The organism is Pseudomonas sp. G.S.17 (assembly GCF_038096165.1).
In the GTDB taxonomy this organism is placed as follows: domain Bacteria; phylum Pseudomonadota; class Gammaproteobacteria; order Pseudomonadales; family Pseudomonadaceae; genus Aquipseudomonas.
Genome location: NZ_CP151076.1, coordinates 4,536,834 through 4,555,616 on the forward strand (window position 1 = coordinate 4,536,834; position 18,783 = coordinate 4,555,616).

Here is an 18,783-nt window from a genome sequence, read left to right on the forward strand (position 1 = left end):
AAATTTCTCGAGGCATCCCCGCGAATCGGCCGTAGGAGCGACTGTAGGAACGGCCGTAGGAGCGACTTTAGTCGCGAGGGCGTCAATTGCCCTCCCGGCTAAAGCCGGTCCTACAGCCGAGCGCCCGATCAGGCCCCTTGCCGGGCGCGCTCCAGCATCTGCGCTTTCTCTTCGGGGGTCATGGCATCCAGTGTCAGCCGCGCCTGAGCAATTTTCTCCAGTTGGCCCGGACTCGCCTCCCGTTCGCGCAACGCCAGGGCAAGCGCCGCCGGGGTTGGATTGTCGAAGACGATGCCTGGCTGCACTTCGCATTGCAGCAGTTTGCGAATCCCGGCCACCAGCTTGATCACCAGCAGCGAATGGCCGCCGGCCGCGAAAAAATCCTGATCAACGCTCAAGGTGCCCTGCCCCAACAACTGCGCCATGCGCGAAGCCAGCAGCGCCTCCAACGCATCGCGCGGTGCCAGATACGCGTGCGCTGGCTCGCTGGCTTCCAGTCGCGACAACGCCTGGCGATCCGCCTTGCCATTGCCCAAACGTGGCATGCGCTCCAGAGTCTGAATACGCCCCGGCACCATTACGGCGGGCAAACGTAGCGCCAGCTCGGCATTGAGCGCTTCGCCCGTTACGCCCTGCCCCGCCACGACAAAGGCCACCGGCTCTGCGGATGACGGGTCCAACAAGACCACGGCCTCGCTGACTTCTGGCAGCTGCAGCAACTGCGCTTCGATTTCCGCCAATTCAATACGGAAACCGCGCACTTTTACCTGCTGATCCTTGCGCCCATAAAGCTCGATGCTGCCATCGGCGCGATAGCGGGCCAGATCGCCGCTGCGGTACAGCCGCTCGCCCGTCGCAAACGGATTGGCGATAAACACCTGATCGTCAGCAGCAGCGTTCAGATAGCCCCGCGCCAGTTGCCGGCCGCCGATATACAGCTCACCCAGTTCGCCGCCCGCCACCAATTGTTGCCGGGCATCCAGGATGTACACCTGATTGTTGGGCAGCACCTGGCTGAGCGGGATACCGGGTTGCTGCGCATCGGCGCGGGTGACTGGATGGACCATAACGCCAACCGTGGTTTCGGTCGGACCGTAATGATTGAACAACCGGCAATCGGGGCGGATCTGCAAAATCCGCTCGACCAGACTGCTCGCGACCGCCTCGCCACCCAGCACCAGCGTCGCCGGCAGGCTCGGTCGCTCGACATCCAGTAAAGCGCTTAGATGCGACGGCACGATTTTCAGGCAATCGATCCGCTGCGCCTGGATAAAGCGCGCAAAACCCTGTGCATCCTGCATCACCTGATCACTGCAAATATGCAGGGTGGCACCGTTGAACAGCGCACCGTATAGGGTGGTATTACCCAGATCAGCTGCCACGGTCGAACCCAAGGCAAAATGCTGACAAGCACCAAGACCCAATTGGCGCGTTACCCCAGCCGTGTAATTGAGCAATTGGCGATGCTCGATCACTACGCCCTTGGGCGTTCCGGTTGAGCCGGAGGTGAACAGCACGTAGGCCGCGTCAGCGCCACTCAGCTCAAGTTCGGTCAACTCCGGCGACTCAACCGTCATAAGGTCAGCGGCGTCTTCAATCACCAGGCTTGCGCCCGCCTGCTCGACAATCAACTGGCGGCGCGCCAGCGGCCAGGCCGGATCAAGCGGCAGATAAGCAGCACCCGCGCGCCACGCAGCCAGAATGACCAGCACCTGATTCATGGAACGTGGCAGCGCCAGGGCAACGATTGATCCGCGCTTGATGCCTTGGGCGACAAAACCTGCGGCAACCTGACAAACCTGAACCTCAAGCTCGGCGTAAGTCAGGCGCTGCCCATCGGCTTCAAGCGCGACGGCGTCCGGAGTTTGCTGCGCCCAACGGGCAATGATCGCCGGCAGCAAACCCTGATCGGGCAGGTTCAGCGGCGCTGGGTTGAGCGCCAGCAATGCCGCCCGTTCCTGCTCGCTCGACACATTGAGCTGGGCCATTGGCGTAGCCGCGTTGTGCGGCTCGGCAATGCTGTGCAGCAGCACCCGATACTGATTCAGCAAGCGCTGCACGGTGTTTTCTGTGTGCCGCTCTGACAGAAAGTCCAGGCGTACGCTGCTGGCGTTCGGGTGCTGATCAAGCAGCACGTTCAACACCAGCTCGAACTGCGGGGCCGTTTCCGGTAGCTCGCCGGGCGTCCAGCTCAAGCCCGCAGCCGTTTGCTTTCGAACCGATCCGCGCACGGCAAAGCCATAGGCCGACATGATCACTGACGCTGGCAGGTATTCCTGCCAGGTGCTGTGATCTTCCAGTTGCGCGCCAATGCCAGCGAGCCAGACACTGAACGGCTGGCCCATGTCGGGGGCGAGCGTCAGCGGCAGGTTCTTCTCGAACAGGCCGAGGCTGTCCGTGAAGAATTCATAATCCCGGCGCGCATCGTGACGCCATGTACCCACGAACGCTTCGCGGCCGCTGATCCGGCCCAACAGCAGCCACCAGGCCGCCTGCAACACCGTTTCCAGCGGACGAGCCTGTGTCGCGGCCAACGTATCGAGACGGCTCAACAGCTCAGGATCGATTGCAGCCGCAAGACTCCGGGTCGTCACACGAGCTACTGTTCCTCGGCGCCGCTCCGGCAGATCCGGGGCAGCGGTTTGCTGCGAATTAAACTGTGCCTGCCAATAGCTTTTGGCAGTCCCGGCGTCTTCATCGAGCACCACTTCGCTGCGCCATTCCAGATACTGCGCGAACTGCGCCTGCTCTTCTTCACCGGCTGCCTGGTTGCTGTAGGCCGCCAGCAAATCCCGGAACAGGATTTTCAGGCTTTCCTGATCCACGAGAAATTTGCCTACGCCCAGCACCAGTTGCCAGGCCTGCGTATCCCGGCGTAACAACAAGGCTTCGGCGAACCGGCCTGTGACCAGTTGCAGCGGCCGCGCATACCACTGCGTCAGGCGCTGATCGATGACCTGCGCCGACTGAGCCTGCTCATCCACCATCAAGGCAAAATCCAGACAACCCGCGCCCGGGAACTGGCGCAGGCCGTGGTAACCCGGCACCGATCGCAATTCAGTGGCCAACACCGGCTGACGCTTCACACATTCATCCAAGGCCAGTTGCAAGCGCTGCGGGTCCAGCGGCCCCTCGATGTCGATGCGCAGAAAATACGCGGAGTCGCCCCAATTGGCGCCGTTTTGCACGGGTTCAAGCTCGGTCAGCTGTTGCCCCAGCAAGGCAAGACCCAGGTCGGTGATCACTTCGTCGTGCGTATTCATGCGTCAGTCCCTTGTGGTTCCATGACCGGTTTTGGCGTTTGGTGCAGTGCGCTGCGCTCGACCATCTCGCCCATGGCCACGACGATTTTGCGCGGCCCTTCGAACGGGTCGCGGGCGTGGGCGGCGAGCATGTTGTCGAGCAGGATCACATCGCCCTTGCGCCAGTCGAAGCGCACCGCGCATTGCTCGTACAACTCACCCAACTGACGCATTACCTCGTCTTCGATAGGCGAGCCGTCCCCGTAATAGACATGGCGCGGCATGCGTTGGGCGCCGAACAGGCCCAGCAAATCGTCGCGTACGTCAGGGTCCAGGCAATAAATGTGGTGCAGCTGAACCTGATTGAAAAAGCTTTTCTCGCCAGTGATCGGGTGCTCGATGATCGCCGGGCAAGGCGTGCGAATCTGCAATTCGTCGTGGTCCAGCCATTCCCATTGAATGCCCGCCAACTGGCAACGGGCCTCGACCTCGGCGCGGTTGTCGGTCTTGAAGAAGTGTTGCCAAGACACGTCGAGTTTGTCGGCGAAGGTACGCACATACAGCAAGCCTTTGCTTTCAAACTTCTCGCGCAGCGCAACGGGCAGCGAGCGATACATCAACCGGCAATCCACCACAGGCGTGGCGCCGCCCACCGGCGAGGGTTGCTCGCAGAAAAACAATTGCTTGCGCGGCCAGCGGTCCTGATGGGCGCTTTCGTTGTGGAACAGGATCATTTTCTTTTCCGGGTACGGCGTGGAGCGATAGGTGTTCTTGCCGCCTTCTTTCTTGGGCAAGTCGCCGTATTGCCCGTACAACCCCGGCTGCACCGCTTCGGCAAAGGCTTCGAAATCCTGAATGTCGCGCAGCTGAAAACCCCGGAACAGAATGCCCGCATGATGGGCGAGCTTCTGTTCGATCAACGGCCGATTGGCCTTGACCCATTCGATCAGGTCCAGTCCTGGGTCGGTGGGCTCCACCAGCAACGGAAACGGCTGGCCAGGCACAATCAGCGACTCGCGAAACAGCGGCGCGGCGCTGGCGGTCTTGTTCGGCTTTTTCAGGAAAGAACCCAGTTTGTCGGCCTTGGATCGGGCCGGTGAAGCGGCTTCTGTTGCAACAGGTTTGGCTGCAATGTGGGTGGGCACGTTGATATCCCTCAATCTGATGTCTGGGTCACGCACGATGAGTTGGAGAATCTCCAGCCAGCTGTCGAGCAGATGCTGGATACGCTCGGGCTTGAACAGGTCGCTCGCAAATTGCCAGGTGCCTTGCAACTGGCTCGCGCTCTGGTCGATGAACAGCGCCATGTCGAACTTCGAATAACCGCCCGGATCAGGCAGAACTTCCACGGCGATGCCTTGGATTCCGGCGCTGTGCAGCGGCAGGTTGTTCATCACGAACAACACCTGAATCAGCGGATTGACGCCTTTGTGGCGCGCCGTTCCCGCCGCTTCGACGATCATGTCCAGCGGCAGATCCTGATGCTCGAAGGCGCTCAACGCGGTTTCCTGAGTGGCCGCGAGGAAGGCTGAAAATGGCTGATCGGCAGTGAAGCGCGAGCGCAATGGCAGGATATTGACGAAGAAGCCGATCAAGCCTTCCAGCTCGGGTTGCTGCCGCCCGGCCACATCCGCGCCGACCAGCAGGTCGTCGGCGTCGGTGCATTGATGCAGCAACACCTGAAACGCCGCGAGCAGCGTGCTGTACAACGTCACGCCGGCGCGTTGCGCCACCCGGTTCAGTGCATCGCTCAAGGATGGCGGCAGGCTGAATTGCAGGTTCGCACCGGCATACGACGCAGCGGCTGGACGCGGGAAATCCAAGTGCAACGGCAACAATCCGGAACTGCCCGCCAGCGTTTGCTGCCAGTAACCGGCCTGCTCGCGCAGGGCGCCGCTGCTTTCCAGCGCCAGTTGCCAGCGCGCGTAGTCGGAATATTGCACCGGCAATGGTTGCAACGCCGACAACACGCCCTGCTCCAGCGCCGCGTAATTCTGCACCAGCTCGTTGACCAGCACTGCCATGGACCAGCCGTCGGAGATGATGTGGTGCATCGAATACAGCAGCACATGTTCGGTTGCCGACACGCGCAACACTTGCGCACGCAGTAACGGCGCCTGCTCCAGACTGATCGGCAGACGTGTGTTGTCGGTAACCGCCAACGCGACGCGGGTTTGTTGCTCTACAGGCGAAAGCTGGCTGATGTCGAGCAGCGGCATATCCAGGGCAATCTGCGCCGATACCAAGGCAATCGGGTCGCCTTCGTCATTGGCGAGATACGCCGTGCGCAGGATTTCGTGGCGCTGGATCACCGCTGCCAGGCTGGCGCGCAATGATTCGATATTCAGCGCACCGCGCAGACGCAGCGCCAACGGCATGCCGTAAGCGCCGCTGCCGGAACCAAACTGCTCGGCCACCCACAAACGGCGTTGCGCCAACGACAGCGGCGCAGCGCTTTGCTCCCCTGCGGCGACCAGCGCCAGCGTGTTGCCGGGAGCGACATCGGCTTGCCCGGCCAGCCGCTCGGCAAATGCCTGCAACTGCGGTTCGGCGAACAAATCCCGCAGACCAACCGGCAACGCCAGCTGTTGCTTGAGCCGCGCCACCACTTGAGTTGCCAGCAGTGAGTGACCGCCGAGCTCGAAGAAGTTGTCGCTCAAACCGACCCGTTCCAGCTTCAATACGTCCTGCCAAACCGAAGCGATGCGTTGTTCCAGGGCGGTCTGGGGCGCGACATAACGTTGCGCCGCTTCATTGGCGTCGGGCGTCGGCAAGGCCTTGCGATCCAGTTTGCCGTTGGGGGTAAGCGGCAAGCGCTCAAGGAACAGCCAATGGGTCGGCACCATGTAATCCGGCAGCCTCTGCTTGAGGCCGGTTTTGAGCGCTTCGCGATCATTCACACCACTCACGTAAGCCACCAATTGCTGGCTGCCGGCGATTTCCCGCGCCAGCACCGCCACATCGCGCACGCCGGTCTGCTGCATGAGCTGCGCTTCGATTTCGCCCAGCTCAATGCGGAAACCGCGAATCTTGACCTGATGATCGATGCGTCCCAGATATTCGATCACCCCGTCCGGGCGATAACGCGCCAGGTCGCCAGTGCGATACAAGCGCTCGCCCGCCTTGCCGAATGGATCAGGCAGGAAGCGCTCGGCGGTCAAACCCGGACGCTGGAAATAACCCCGCGCCAGCCCGCTGCCCGCAATCAACAGCTCGCCTGCCACACCGACCGGCGCCAGCTCGCCGTTGGCCGCGAGGATATACAGCGCGGTGTTGTCGATGGCGGTGCCCAGCCACGGCTGCGGATCTTCGCCGAGCAACGGATGTTGCGCTGACCAGACGGTGGTTTCGGTCGGCCCATACAAATTCCACACCTCGCCCAACCCGGCCATGCGCAACGCCAGCTCATCGGCCAGGGCCTCGCCGCCACAGAGTAATTTTCGACCGCGTAAGGCGCTGGCCTGCGGGCTGTCCAGCACCATGCGCCAGGTTGACGGTGTGGCTTGCAGCGCAGTGACTTTCTGATCGGCAACGATGTTGAGGATGCCGTCCGCGTCCATGGTCGTGTCTTTATCCACCAGCACCACGCGGGCACCGACGATCAGCGGCAGGTAAATCTCCAGGCCGAAAATGTCGAAGGAAAACGTCGTCAGGGACAGCATGCGATCCTCGGCTGTCAGGCCGGGTTTTTTCGCCATGCTCCACAGGAAATTGCTCAGCGCGCCATGAGGCACCATTACGCCCTTGGGCTTGCCGGTGGAACCCGAGGTGTAGATGGCGTAAGCCAGGTTTTCCGGGGCGCAACGTTGCGGCGGATTGACGGCATTGGGTGGGTTATCAGCCAGTTCGACGATCAGCGTTTCGACATCAGCCGGGATCGGCAGCTGCGCCAGTAAATGACGCTGGGTCAGCAGCAGCTTCAAGCCGCTGTCCTGCACCATGTACGCCAGCCGTTCCTCTGGATAGGCCGGGTCCAACGGCACATACGCCGCGCCCGCCTTGAGGATCGCCAACAGACCGACGATCATTTCCAGACCACGCTCCACCGCGATGCCCACTCGTGCATCCGGCCCGACACCGCGTGCAATCAAGGCGTGCGCCAGCTGATTGGCCTGGACGTTGAGCTGTTGATAACTCATTTTCTGGGCGCCAAACACCAGCGCCACAGCGTCGGGCGTGCGCTGGGCCTGTTGCTCGATCAATTGCGGCACCGGCGTGGGCGCAACATCCGTGAATGGCGGATTGAGCGCGAGAATGGCCCGAGCTTCGTCCGCAGCCAGCATCGCCAGCTCACCGACGGCCAATTGTGGCTGCTCAAGCATACCCAGCAACAGCGCCGACAAATGCCGACTCAACTGTTCGACGCTGGCTTGGGTAAAGTGCCGCAGGTCATAGCTGAAATGCACATCCAGAGTCGCACCCAGGCCTACCGCCAATGTCAGCGGGTAATGGGTTTGTTCATGATTGAGCAGCTCGCCGAACTGCAAACCCTGCGGCGCGCTGCTTTTCAGCACTTCAGCGACCGGATAGTTTTCGAAGACCATGATCGTGTCGAACAGCGCCGCGCCGCCCTGCCCGGCCCAGCGCTGGATATCGAACAACGGCGTATGTTCGTGCTCGCGCAACGCCAGGTTCTGCGTCTGCACCGTTTGCAGCCATTGGCTGACAGGCTGCTCACTGCGCGGGCTGGCGATCACCGGCAAGGTGTTGATGAACAGGCCGATGTGCTGCTCGATGCCGTCGATGTCCGCCGGACGTCCGGCAACTGTGGCGCCGAAGGTAACGCAGTCCTGGCCGGTATAACGCTGCAACAGCAGCAGCCACGCCGCCTGAAGCAGCGTGTTGACGGTGACTTTTTGCTGGCGGGCAAACTCGCTCAAGCGTTGGCTCTGGCCGACGTCGAAGCGCTGGTAAAGGTCGCCGTAGCCCTTGGTTTGTAAACCAGTGGCTGCGGTTATGGCCGGCGCCAGCAAAGTAGGTTCCTGCAAGACGGCAAGCTGCTCGGTCCAGAATCCCTGGCTGAGTCCGGCATCCTGAACTTGCAGCCAGTCGATGTAATCCCGATAACGCCCGACCTGCCGCTGCGGCGCTTGTCCTTGATAGCGCTGCAAGACCTCGCCCAACAGCTGCGAATTACTCCAGCCGTCCATGAGAATGTGGTGGCTGGTGTAAATCAGCTCGTGGCGATCATCAGCGGTGCGCACCAGCAACAGGCGCAGCAAGGGCGCCTGGGTGAGATCGAAGCCCCGGTCGCGTTCGGCCTGGGCCAGGGTTTGCAATGCGGCATGTGGGTCGGCCTGATCACGCCAGTCCAGCACGTTGAATGGCACCTCGATGTTCCTGAAGACCACCTGAAGCGGCTGCTCCAGTTCAAGGTTGTCCGGACTTACGCCATCGGGGACAAGTCCCCTCCTACCCGGACTCGCACAGATTCGGTAGGACCGGACTTGTCCGGGAAGGCGTTGATTCAGGCAGATTGAGCCGGGGCATCCAACGCCATCGGGGACAAGTCCCCTCCTGCCGGGTTTTGCACAAATCTGGGCTTGTCCGGGAGCTTCGACAATGAACCCGCTGCGCAGGACATCGTGACAATCCACAGCCGCCTGCCATGCCGCGCGGAAGCGCTGGGTATCCAGCCCGCCAATCGACAGCCGAATCTGATTGATGTAATCACCGCCGCTCTGCTCCAGCAGGCTATGGAACAGCATGCCTTGCTGCATGGGCGCCAGTGGATAAATATCCTCGACGTCACTGACCGTCAGTGTCAGGCCATCCAGTTGTTTTTGGCTCAGGCGCGCCAACGGAAAATCCGAAGGCGTCATTCCCTGATTGACGCTGGCCGTGCAGTGCTCGATCAGCGCCGTCAGTTCACGGGCGTAGTCATCCACCAGACGCTGAATGGTTGAGTCATGGAACATTTCGTGACTGAAATTCCAGTCCAGCTGCAATTCCCCGCCGGACACCTGACCTTCGATGCTGAGCCAGTTGGCCAGCGGCGCTTGATCGCTTTGCCCAGAGCCGCTGCCTTCCCTGGCAGGCATGAACGACGCGCCCTCGTCGAACTGCTGATCGAACTGGCCCAAGTAGTTGAAGGTGATGCGCGGTTGCGGCGCATCTGCCAGAGACGGACTGCGCGCCAGATAACGCAGCACGCCATAACCGACGCCTTTATTCGGCACGCCACGCAATTGCTCTTTGATGGCCTTGATCGAATCGCCGAGATCGGCCGCAGGCAGCAGACGCAGCGGATACAGGCTGGTAAACCAGCCAACGCTGCGGGTCAGGTCGATGTCGTCGAACAGCTGCTCCCGGCCATGGCCTTCCAGTTGAATCAGGGTCGAGGCGTGGCCGGTCCAGTTGCAGATCACCCGGCTCAAAACAGTCAGCAGCAAATCGTTGACCTGGGTGCGATACGCCGCCGGAGCCTGTTGCAGCAATTGCCGGGTGCGCTGCTGGTCCAGACGCAGGCTGATGCGCCGCGCCACGGCATTGGTCTGGCCGCCGTGCGGATTGTCGCAAGGCAGGTCCGGCGCCGCCTGTTGCAGCTGTGCCTGCCAATACGGCAGCTCAGCCTGCAGCGCCGGGCTTGAGGCGTATTCGGCAAGCCGCGCCGCCCACTGTTGATAGGCGCTGGTTTTGTACGCCGCAGGCAGCTCCTGCCCGGCTTGCGCCTGGGCATAAGCCTGCTGCAGATCCTCAAGCAAAACGCGCCAGGAAACCCCATCCACCACCAAATGGTGGATCACCAGCAGTAAACGCTGACTGCCATCGGCCATGTCCACCAGCAGCGCGCGCAATAACGGGCCTTGGCTCAGGTTCAGGCTGGCCTGCGCATCGTTGCAGAGTTCACGCAGTTGCTCGTCGCCAGTTGCCGCACGTTGCCAGAGTTCCACGGGCTGCGCTTCGGCATGCCACTGCTGCCAGTCCTGCGCAGCGTTGAGGGTGAAACGCAGGCGCAGCGCATCGTGCTGTTGAGTGAGCCAGTCCAGCGCGCGCTGCAACGCCGGTCTATCCACCGTTTGTTGGGGCGTCAGCAAAACCGCCTGATTCCAGTGCTGACGTTCCGGGATGGGCTGCTGGAAAAACCACTGCTGAATCGGCGTCAGCAATGCCGGACCGGTCACCGGCTGCTGAGTGAGCAACAGCGGTGTGTCTTCGCGGGCGACTTCGGCAAGGCTGCGCAGGGTTTGATACTGGAACAGATCCCGTGGCGTCAGCGTCAGACCGGCCTGCCGCGCGCGGCTGACCACCTGAATCGAGACAATGGAATCACCGCCCAACTCAAAGAAATTGTCGTCCAGCCCAACCTGAGTAACGTCCAGCACTTGCTGCCAGATTTCCGCCAAGGCCCGCTCCTTGACGGTGCCGGGCGCGGTGAAGCGCTGGGCCTGAGCCGCATCCGGTTGCGGCAGCGCTTGGCGATCCAGCTTGCCGTTGGGCGTGGTCGGCAACTGGTCGAGCTGCACGAACAGATTCGGCACCATGTATTCCGGCAGCGTCAGCAGCACGTAATCCTTGAGCTGCTGATTGAGTGCCGCAGGATCTTCGGGCGCGACATCCGGCACGACGTACGCCAGCAAGGTCTTGCCGTCGTGAACCAGCACCACCGCGTCCTTGATCCGCGCATGGCTGAGCAAGCGCGCTTCGATCTCGCCCAGTTCGATACGAAAACCACGCAACTTCACTTGATGATCAATGCGCCCGACGTACTCGATCACGCCATCCGGGCGATAACGGGTCAGGTCGCCGGTGCGATACAGACGCTCGCCGTTTGCGGCGAACGGATCAGGCACGAACCGTTCCGCCGTAAGCCCTGGGCGCTCAAGATAGCCTCGGGTAATCCCGGCGCCCGCCAGATACAACTCGGCGGCGACACCCACCGGGGCCGGTTGCAGATCGACGTCGAGCATGTAGCTGCGAGTGCCGCTCAAAGGTCGGCCAATATTGGCGCTGCCACCGACTTCGCGGCGGGTCCAGGTGGAATACGTGGTGTCTTCCGACGGGCCGTACAGATCGTAAACGTGCTCGATGGTCTGCTGTTGATACAGCGCCTCGACCAGCGATTGCTTGAGCGGCTCGCCGGCCAGATTGATGATCCGCACGCTGTCGGGAATCTCGCCGTTGCGCTGCAGCGCCGCGACCGCCGACGGCACGCTGTTGATCAGCCGCACCTGATTACGCGCTGGCAGTTGCGGCAATTCCAGCGCATTACGCGCCAGGATGATGAAGCCACCGCTGGCCAGGGTGACGAAAATCTCCCAGACGGAAAGATCGAAGCACACCGACGTCGAGGCCAGTACGCCCTGCACATCCTCCCGGCTGTAAACCTGCTGCGACCAATGGATCAGCGCCGCAACGTTGCCATGGGCAATCGCCACGCCTTTGGGTTTACCGGTCGAACCCGAAGTGTAAATCACATAGGCCAGGTTCTGCGCCGACACGCTCGATTGCGGCGCAACTTGGGGGTAATCCGCCAGCCATCCGGCATGATCGAGCAACACCACGGCCGCCTGAGTCTCCGGCACCCCCCCCATGACCGCGCTTTCAGTCAGCAGGACCTGAGCCTGACTGTCGTGCAGCATGTAGGCGACGCGCTCGGCGGGGTATTCCAGGTCCAGCGGCACGTAAGTGCCACCGGCCTTGAGCACCGCCAGTAAGGCAACGATCAAGCCATCACTGCGCGCCATGGCCACACCAACCCGCACTTCCGGGTCAACGCCAAGCTCGATCAGTTTGTGTGCCAGCTGGTTGGCGCGAGTGTCGAGTTGCCGATACGTCAGGCGCTGCTCGCCGTGGATCAGCGCCACGCTGTCCGGCATCGCCGCGACCTGTTCAGCGATCAACTGGTGGATGCAGCGGCCCGGCTGTTGAACATCAGCCTTGGGATTCCAGGCATGGATCAGGGTTTGATATTCCTCCGGGTCGAGCATCGACAACTCGCCGATGCATTGCCGAGGATCGCTGACAATTGCCCGCAACAGGTTGGTCCAATGACGAGCCATCCGCGCGATGGTCGCGGGCTCGAACAGATCGCTGGCATAGGTCAGCGCCGCTTGCAGCTTGCCAGCCTTTTCCCAGGTGTCGAGGGTCAGGTCGAACTGCGTGGTGCGGCCCTGATTTTCCACCACCCCGAGGATCAGGCCGGAAGCCGTGGTGATCGAACTGATGTCGGCGACGTGCGGCTGATGGTTGTACATCACCTGAAACAAAGGCGTGTGGCTGAGGCTGCGTTCCAGCTTGAGCGCTTCGACCAGACGCTCGAACGGCAAGTCCTGATGCGCCTGGGCGCTGAGTGCGGTTTCCTTGATGCCTTGCAGCAAATCGCTGACGCGAGTCTGGCCGTCCAGCTGGCAGCGCAGGACCTGGGTATTGACGAAAAAGCCGATCAAACCCTCGATTTCGCTGCGATTGCGGTTGGCAATCGGCACGCCGACGCGAATATCGCGCTGGCCGCTGTAGCGATGCAGCAGCACATTGAACGAACCGAGCAACAGCATGAACAAAGTGACGTTGTGCTGCTGGGCCAGGCTGCGCAGCTGTTCGACCAGTTGCCCGTCCACGGCAAATTCGTGACGCACGCCGCGATAGCTGGCAACCGCAGGTCGGGAATGATCGGTGGGCAACTCCAGAAGAGGATGTTCGTCGCCCAGTTGCGCCTGCCAATATTCCAGCTGCCGCGCCTGCTCGCCCGCTTCCAGCCAGCGCCGCTGCCACAAGGCGTAATCGCTGTACTGGATCGGCAACTCGGCCATCTGCGCGGCGCGACCCAGCTGATGGGCGTCGTAGAAACGGGTGAACTCGTCGATCAATACGTTCATCGACCAACCGTCGGAGACGATGTGGTGCAGGGTCAACAGCAGCACATGCTCCTGAGCATCGAGCTTGAGCAGTTTGACTCGCAGTAAAGGCCCGCGAGCCAGATCAAACGGTTGGGTTGCTTGCTGCTGCGCCTGCTCCAGCACTCTGGCTTCGCGCTCGGCAGCGGGCAAATCGCTGAAGTCCTCACGCTCGATAACCAGCGCGGCGGCGCACGGCACCTGGCGCAGACTGTCATCGGCCTGACGTTCAAACACCGTGCGCAGGGTTTCGTGACGCTGGATCAGACTGGCGAACGCCTGCTCGCAGGCAGCTTCATCCAGCGGACCGGTCAGCCGCACCGCGCCCGGCAAGTTATACGCCGCTCCCTGCGGGTCCAGCTGCCAGAGAAACCACATGCGCTGCTGGGCGTAAGACAACGCATCGCGGTCTTCGGCCGCCACTCCCTGAGGGATCGGAAACACCGAAAAATCGATCCCTTCGCGGCGCAAACCATCGAGAAACAGCTGACGTTTCTGCAACGGCAACTCGATGAAGCGGCGGGCGAGTTTCAGGGAGTCTTGTGCATTCATCAGCAGGCATCCGTCCAAAGAAGAGTGGGAGCCATGGGCTCGACCAGTCCTCAGAAAACGGATGGCATGGGGCAAAAATTAGCGCGTGCCCATTTCCTGTGGGAGCGAGCTTGCTCGCGAAGCGGTCGGTGCCGCCACCACATGCCTTGGGCCTGAAATATTGCCTTCGCGAGCAAGCTCGCTCCCACGAAGTTCTGTGTTGCCCGTGGCATACGGCCCACTCCAATAAATTTCCCGGCCGCTCACTCGTTCCCCCTTCAAGCCCAAACCAACAAGAGTGAGCGCCGTGGATCTGCAACCCGTCCTGTCAAAGTTGTTCGTCAATGCCGGCTCGGTCGGTATCGAAGGCGTCTTTCAGTTCATCTTCGGTGCCGAGCTGGCGATCTGGTCCGATGTGCAGGCGCGCACCGTGACCGAAACCGGCCGCCACGCGCGACCGGACGTGACCATTGAAGTCAGCAAGACTGATTTTCTCGGCATCATGAGCGGCGTCGCCAATGTCGAAGAACTGTTTGCCAGCGGACGCTTGAAGATCGGCGGCAATATGGGGCTGGCGACGTTGCTGCCGCAAATCATCGACAGCGCCCGACGCGGCACCGTCAAGCAGGAAAAAGTCGACATCAACCAGCGCTACCCGACCCCGCCGCGTTTCAGCGAACGCGTCTCGGCCAGCCTGCCAACCCAGGTCAGCGTCGAAAGACGACCGCGCAGCGCAGTGACGGTCAGTGAATTCAGGAACCACTATTTGCTCGAAGGCATTCCGCTGATCATCAGCGACGCCCTGCAAGACTGGCCGCTGCTCAACATGAGTCGCGAACAATCCCTGAGCCATTTCGCCGAATTGCAGGGCATCACCCGTCACGGCGACTACGTGAAGAAAACCTTCTCCACCGACCGCGACTTCCGTTCCACGTCCATGGCCGACTTCATCGCCTCGCTGGAAAAACCCGCCAGCAAAGGCGCCGATGGCCAGCCGCCGGCGTACATGGGCAACAACATCCTGCCTGCGCAATTACTGGCGCAAATCAAGTACCCGCCCTACTTCGAGCAATCGCTGTACATCGCCCCGCGCATCTGGATCGGCCCCAAAGGCACGCTGACCCCGTTGCATCGGGACGACACCGACAACCTGTTCGCCCAGGTCTGGGGCCAGAAATCCTTCATCCTCGCCGCGCCCCATCACCGTGAAGCGCTGGGTACCTGGTCGACCTCCCCCAAAGGCGGCCTGGACGGCTGCGATTTCAACCCCGACACCCCCGACTACCAACGCTTCCCCACCGCCCGCGACGTAACCTTCCTGCGCATCACCCTGCAAGCCGGCGACCTGCTGTTCCTGCCCGAAGGCTGGTTTCATCAGGTGGAATCAATTACCACGTCGCTGTCGGTGAACTTCTGGGTGAATTCGGGGCGGGGTTGGTAGCGCATAGATGAACTCCTTAGTACGGAAGCCTGACAGTAAATGACGGAAGCATTAATAACGTTCAGCTGTAGCATTTTGGTTTTTGCTGCAATTTATACAACGATCTGCATCAGACAAAAAACGCTACGACCTGTCCTATCTGACTTATCAAGGATGATGATGCTTATCACGGCGGTTATTGTTGGGAGTTTGATAACTGCAACATTAAATAGATTGTAAGACTCAATCGTTTTAAAGTGTCAACATTGAAAAGCGAAATATAAAAAAATCACCACCGCCGCCCCCAAGTTTTTTTGACACAGGCCGATGTGTATATATTTGCCAAACGCATCGCCACTCAGAACGAAAACTTTCGAGACCCAGCGAGACCAAGAAACTTAGACTGTGTGCGTGATGAAATCATCTATTAAGAGCTAACAGCGATAAGAGCTTCATTGCTTTCGAAGAGAACAAGAAATTCTTGTAGGTCTTTTCCGATATCTAGCTGGAATTTTCCGAACCTTGCTTTAGGGGGTTGGATATTTCTCTAAAACAATGCATTGTCTCGGGCCGACTTACTCACAAAGCCTGTAGAAACTTGCCTGCGACACTCACGACATGTTTATTACCAACTAAACGGATCGTATATCTGGAGCCTACCAACAGCCCGACCTGAATTCGGGAAGCCACACAACTTAACGATCTATTTTAAACATTTATTTTGAAATCTTGAAAGAAGGCTCATCTATGCCTGCAAACTACTCCTGCACGAAACCGGATCTAGCCTTTTGGCGTATTGGGTCAATCTCCAGCGACTTCCAATGTCTCTACTTCTTTTCACCACCCGGTTCGACGGCTCCGTCCACATCACCCAGTAGTCCTGAACATGTAGAAAGCACCGCGCGCGTTCCCGACCTCAACCACCGCACACTCCACGTTCTTGATGTCTTTGCGTCATTCGACAGAAGCCCCGGCCATGCCGCCATCCCCCCAACTCACCGAGCACGACACCGAATCCCAAGGACTTCGGCACTTCTCTGGCTGACCTTATGCAAGGAGCAAATACGTTATGGCTAAATGGTTCGATTGGCTGTTTTGGCATCCCGCCCCTGATCGAAAAACGAGGTCAGAAACCCATCCTCGCCCTGTCCTGCCCACCCCCGACGCAGGCCCGGTTCGCCCTTCTTCACCCGTCGATGCCGCTATCGCCGCACTGCCTGCGGTGAAGAACTGGAGCCACCCCTTCAGGGACAAGCGCGACCCGTTGCTGCAATTGACCCAGATGGCCAAAGCGGCGGCCGGCTTTTATCCGCTGGGCCGCAGCGGCCTGTGGCACGGCGGGGTGCATTTCGATGGCGGTACCGCTGGCACACTCGATCAGTCCAGCGTGCATTGTCTGGCCGATGGCGAGGTGGTGGCCTACCGCATTGATCAGCATTCACCGACCACGGGGTTTTTCGTCAACAAGCTCTCGGTGCAGAAACCTTTCTCGCGCAATTTTGTGCTGGTGCGGCACCGTCTTCAGGCGCCGAAGATCGACGGCAGCGCCGATACGCCGCCCAGCCTGACCTTCTTCAGCCTGTACATGCACCTGCAGGACTGGGCCGTTTACCGGGATGATCCTGCCATCACCCGCCCGCCGTTCTGGCCCGAAGCGGCGATTCGACGGGTCAAGTCTGACGTCAAAGACCCCCGTCCCGGTCAACCGGAGCAGGTGGGCTTGAACGTGCGCAACAAGAACTGGCAAGGCAAGGTGCTCGACCTGCTGCCAAGAGGTGCAGAGGTCACGATCAGCGGCCAGGGTGACTTCCGCAAACTGGAAAACACCCCGGGGCCGACCTTTCTGCAAGATGGTGACGGGAAATTGCTCGGCTACCTCGCCAGCCATTATCTGGAGCCCCTGGCCGCAGGCGAGTATCGGATCAGATGCGACAGCTCGCTCAGGGTCCGGGCCGAAGCGAACTTTGACAGCAAGGTCATCGGCGAACTGCCCCACGGCACGGAAGTCACCGTCAGCGGCACCGGCCACTACCGCAAGCTGGAGCGCGTTAACCAGTACGTTCATTTCAAGTCCTTGCTAAGTGCCCTTGAACCCCAGGCTCACGATCAGGTGGTGGTGCTGGAAAAGCCCGTGCCGATCAAAGCCGGGGACCTGATCGGCCACATTGGTCAGTATCAGGACTGCTACGCGGACCAGCCGGAACAGAAACTGCATTTGGAGGTGTTCAGCGGCGATAACGTCAAAGCGTTTATCGCGGCCAGTCGCGCCTGGGCGCAGCGTTTACCTGCCACCAGCAAGACCTGGCTGAAACTCGCCAAAGGCAGCGCCGTGGTGACCCATCAAGAGCGTTTCAACGCCAAACAGCCACCCACCCTAAACGCGCCCCACGCCCTCAGCGACGCCGACCTGCTCGTTCCAAAAAGCCTGCTCGACGGGCTGCCCCCTGAAAAGAAAATCGCGGTCGCGGCCACCCCGGACAAAAAAGCCTGTAACTGGTATCGCCTCGATGGTCTGCTGCATGACGCCAACAACACTTTGCTCGACGGCTGGGTCCGCGAGGAAGTGGGCGTTACCCCATGGTTCAGTCCGTGGGCATGGGAAGGTTACGACGTCATCTTCAACTACGACGTGCCGCGCAAATTCCTCGCCTCCTACCTGCGCGCCGTCAACCAGTTCAGCGAAGCGCAACTCGCGCAATACGGTGCTCTGGCCGACGATGTGGACCAGGGGCCAGTCATGAGCCGCCTGTTCGAGATCATCGACCGCGACCGCGACGGCAAAATGTCCGGCGATGAAATACAGGCCGCCCTCAACCTGCCGGCCCACGCCCAATCCATCTCGCAACTGATCATCGACTACGAAACCGAGTGGGTACACCGACCACGCAAGTGGGACGCCATGGACGAAATGCTCGGCCACAGCGGGTCAACCCCGCACCTGAACTGGCTGGCGGAAAAAGAGCGCATCAAACAACTGAGTTGGTGGGATGAAGTTGCGGAGAAAGTGGGGCTGGATTCGTGGGCGAAGGTTTGTCACTTTCATCCGGTGGGGTTGGTGGGGTGTTTTGCTAAACCCTCTGGATTGATTAATGTGGAGGAATTTTTGGTGCAGTATGAGCAAGAACATACTTTTTTTGCGCCAGGCACACCTGCCCTTAGTACCGACTCAGTGGAGAATCTGAGAAAAATAATTAGCGCCATAAATATCTATTATGCATCAGCTGCTCTGCGACCTAATATATACGAAGTGTCTTATATGTTGGCGACTGCTAGGCATGAGACATATCACTATCCTACTGGGGAGTACTTTAGTGAGAAGCCTGAAGTGGGCGGGATTTCTTATTTTAACAAATACGATCCGGTTTTTGCCGCGGATCATGAGGGCAGGGAAAGGGCTAAGATGAACGGAAATACCGAGGAGGGTGATGGATACAAATATAGAGGTCGTGGTTGCGTGCATTTGACATGGAAAAATAACTACAGAAAATTTTCAAAATTGTTGTCATTTGATTTTGTAACCGATCCAAGTGCCGCAGCAAAATTTGAGTATTCGGTACCGATAATGATCGTAGGTATGACTAAAGGATTGTTCACCGGAAAAAAACTTGGTGATTATTTTAGTGCAACTAAAATAGATTATTCATCAGCCAGATACATTATAAATGGTACCAATCAAAAAGAACTGATTGCCTCCTATGCGGTTAGATTTGAAAAAATCCTTAAAAAAACTTCTCAATTGTCAGTGGAGTTATGA

Annotated in this window: 4 protein-coding genes; 2 read left to right on the forward strand and 2 right to left on the reverse strand. The window is 59.8% G+C overall.

The window, feature by feature from the left end; genetic code table 11:
- Positions 1–128: 128 nt before the first annotated feature.
- Together AABC73_RS21270 and AABC73_RS21275 are read right to left on the reverse strand one after the other, a co-directional pair.
- Positions 129–3,263, reverse strand: a complete 3,135-nt coding sequence (locus AABC73_RS21270) for an amino acid adenylation domain-containing protein (protein WP_341520829.1) — start codon at positions 3,261–3,263, stop codon at positions 129–131.
- Positions 3,260–13,630 carry an amino acid adenylation domain-containing protein gene (locus AABC73_RS21275; protein ID WP_341520830.1) on the reverse strand — a complete coding sequence of 3,457 codons (10,371 nt, stop codon included), beginning with the start codon at positions 13,628–13,630 and terminating at the stop codon, positions 3,260–3,262. The genes AABC73_RS21270 and AABC73_RS21275 overlap by 4 nt, the downstream gene beginning before the upstream one ends.
- A 286-nt stretch (positions 13,631–13,916) precedes the next feature.
- Between AABC73_RS21275 and AABC73_RS21280 the strand changes: the two genes are divergently transcribed.
- Both AABC73_RS21280 and AABC73_RS21285 read left to right on the forward strand, forming a co-directional pair.
- A complete protein-coding gene (locus AABC73_RS21280; protein ID WP_341520831.1) occupies positions 13,917–15,050 on the forward strand; it encodes a cupin-like domain-containing protein in 1,134 nt (377 codons plus the stop codon).
- A 1,048-nt stretch (positions 15,051–16,098) separates the two neighbouring features.
- On the forward strand, positions 16,099–18,783 hold the full coding sequence (locus tag AABC73_RS21285; RefSeq protein ID WP_341520832.1) for a hypothetical protein: 2,685 nt from the start codon (positions 16,099–16,101) through the stop codon (positions 18,781–18,783).

Coding starts and splice junctions, on each gene's coding strand:
- AABC73_RS21270 (WP_341520829.1), bottom strand. CDS start 3,263: ATGAATACGCACGACGAAGTGATCACCGACCTGGGTCTTGCCTTGCTG.
- AABC73_RS21275 (WP_341520830.1), bottom strand. CDS start 13,630: ATGAATGCACAAGACTCCCTGAAACTCGCCCGCCGCTTCATCGAGTTG.
- AABC73_RS21285 (WP_341520832.1), top strand. CDS start 16,099: ATGGCTAAATGGTTCGATTGGCTGTTTTGGCATCCCGCCCCTGATCGA.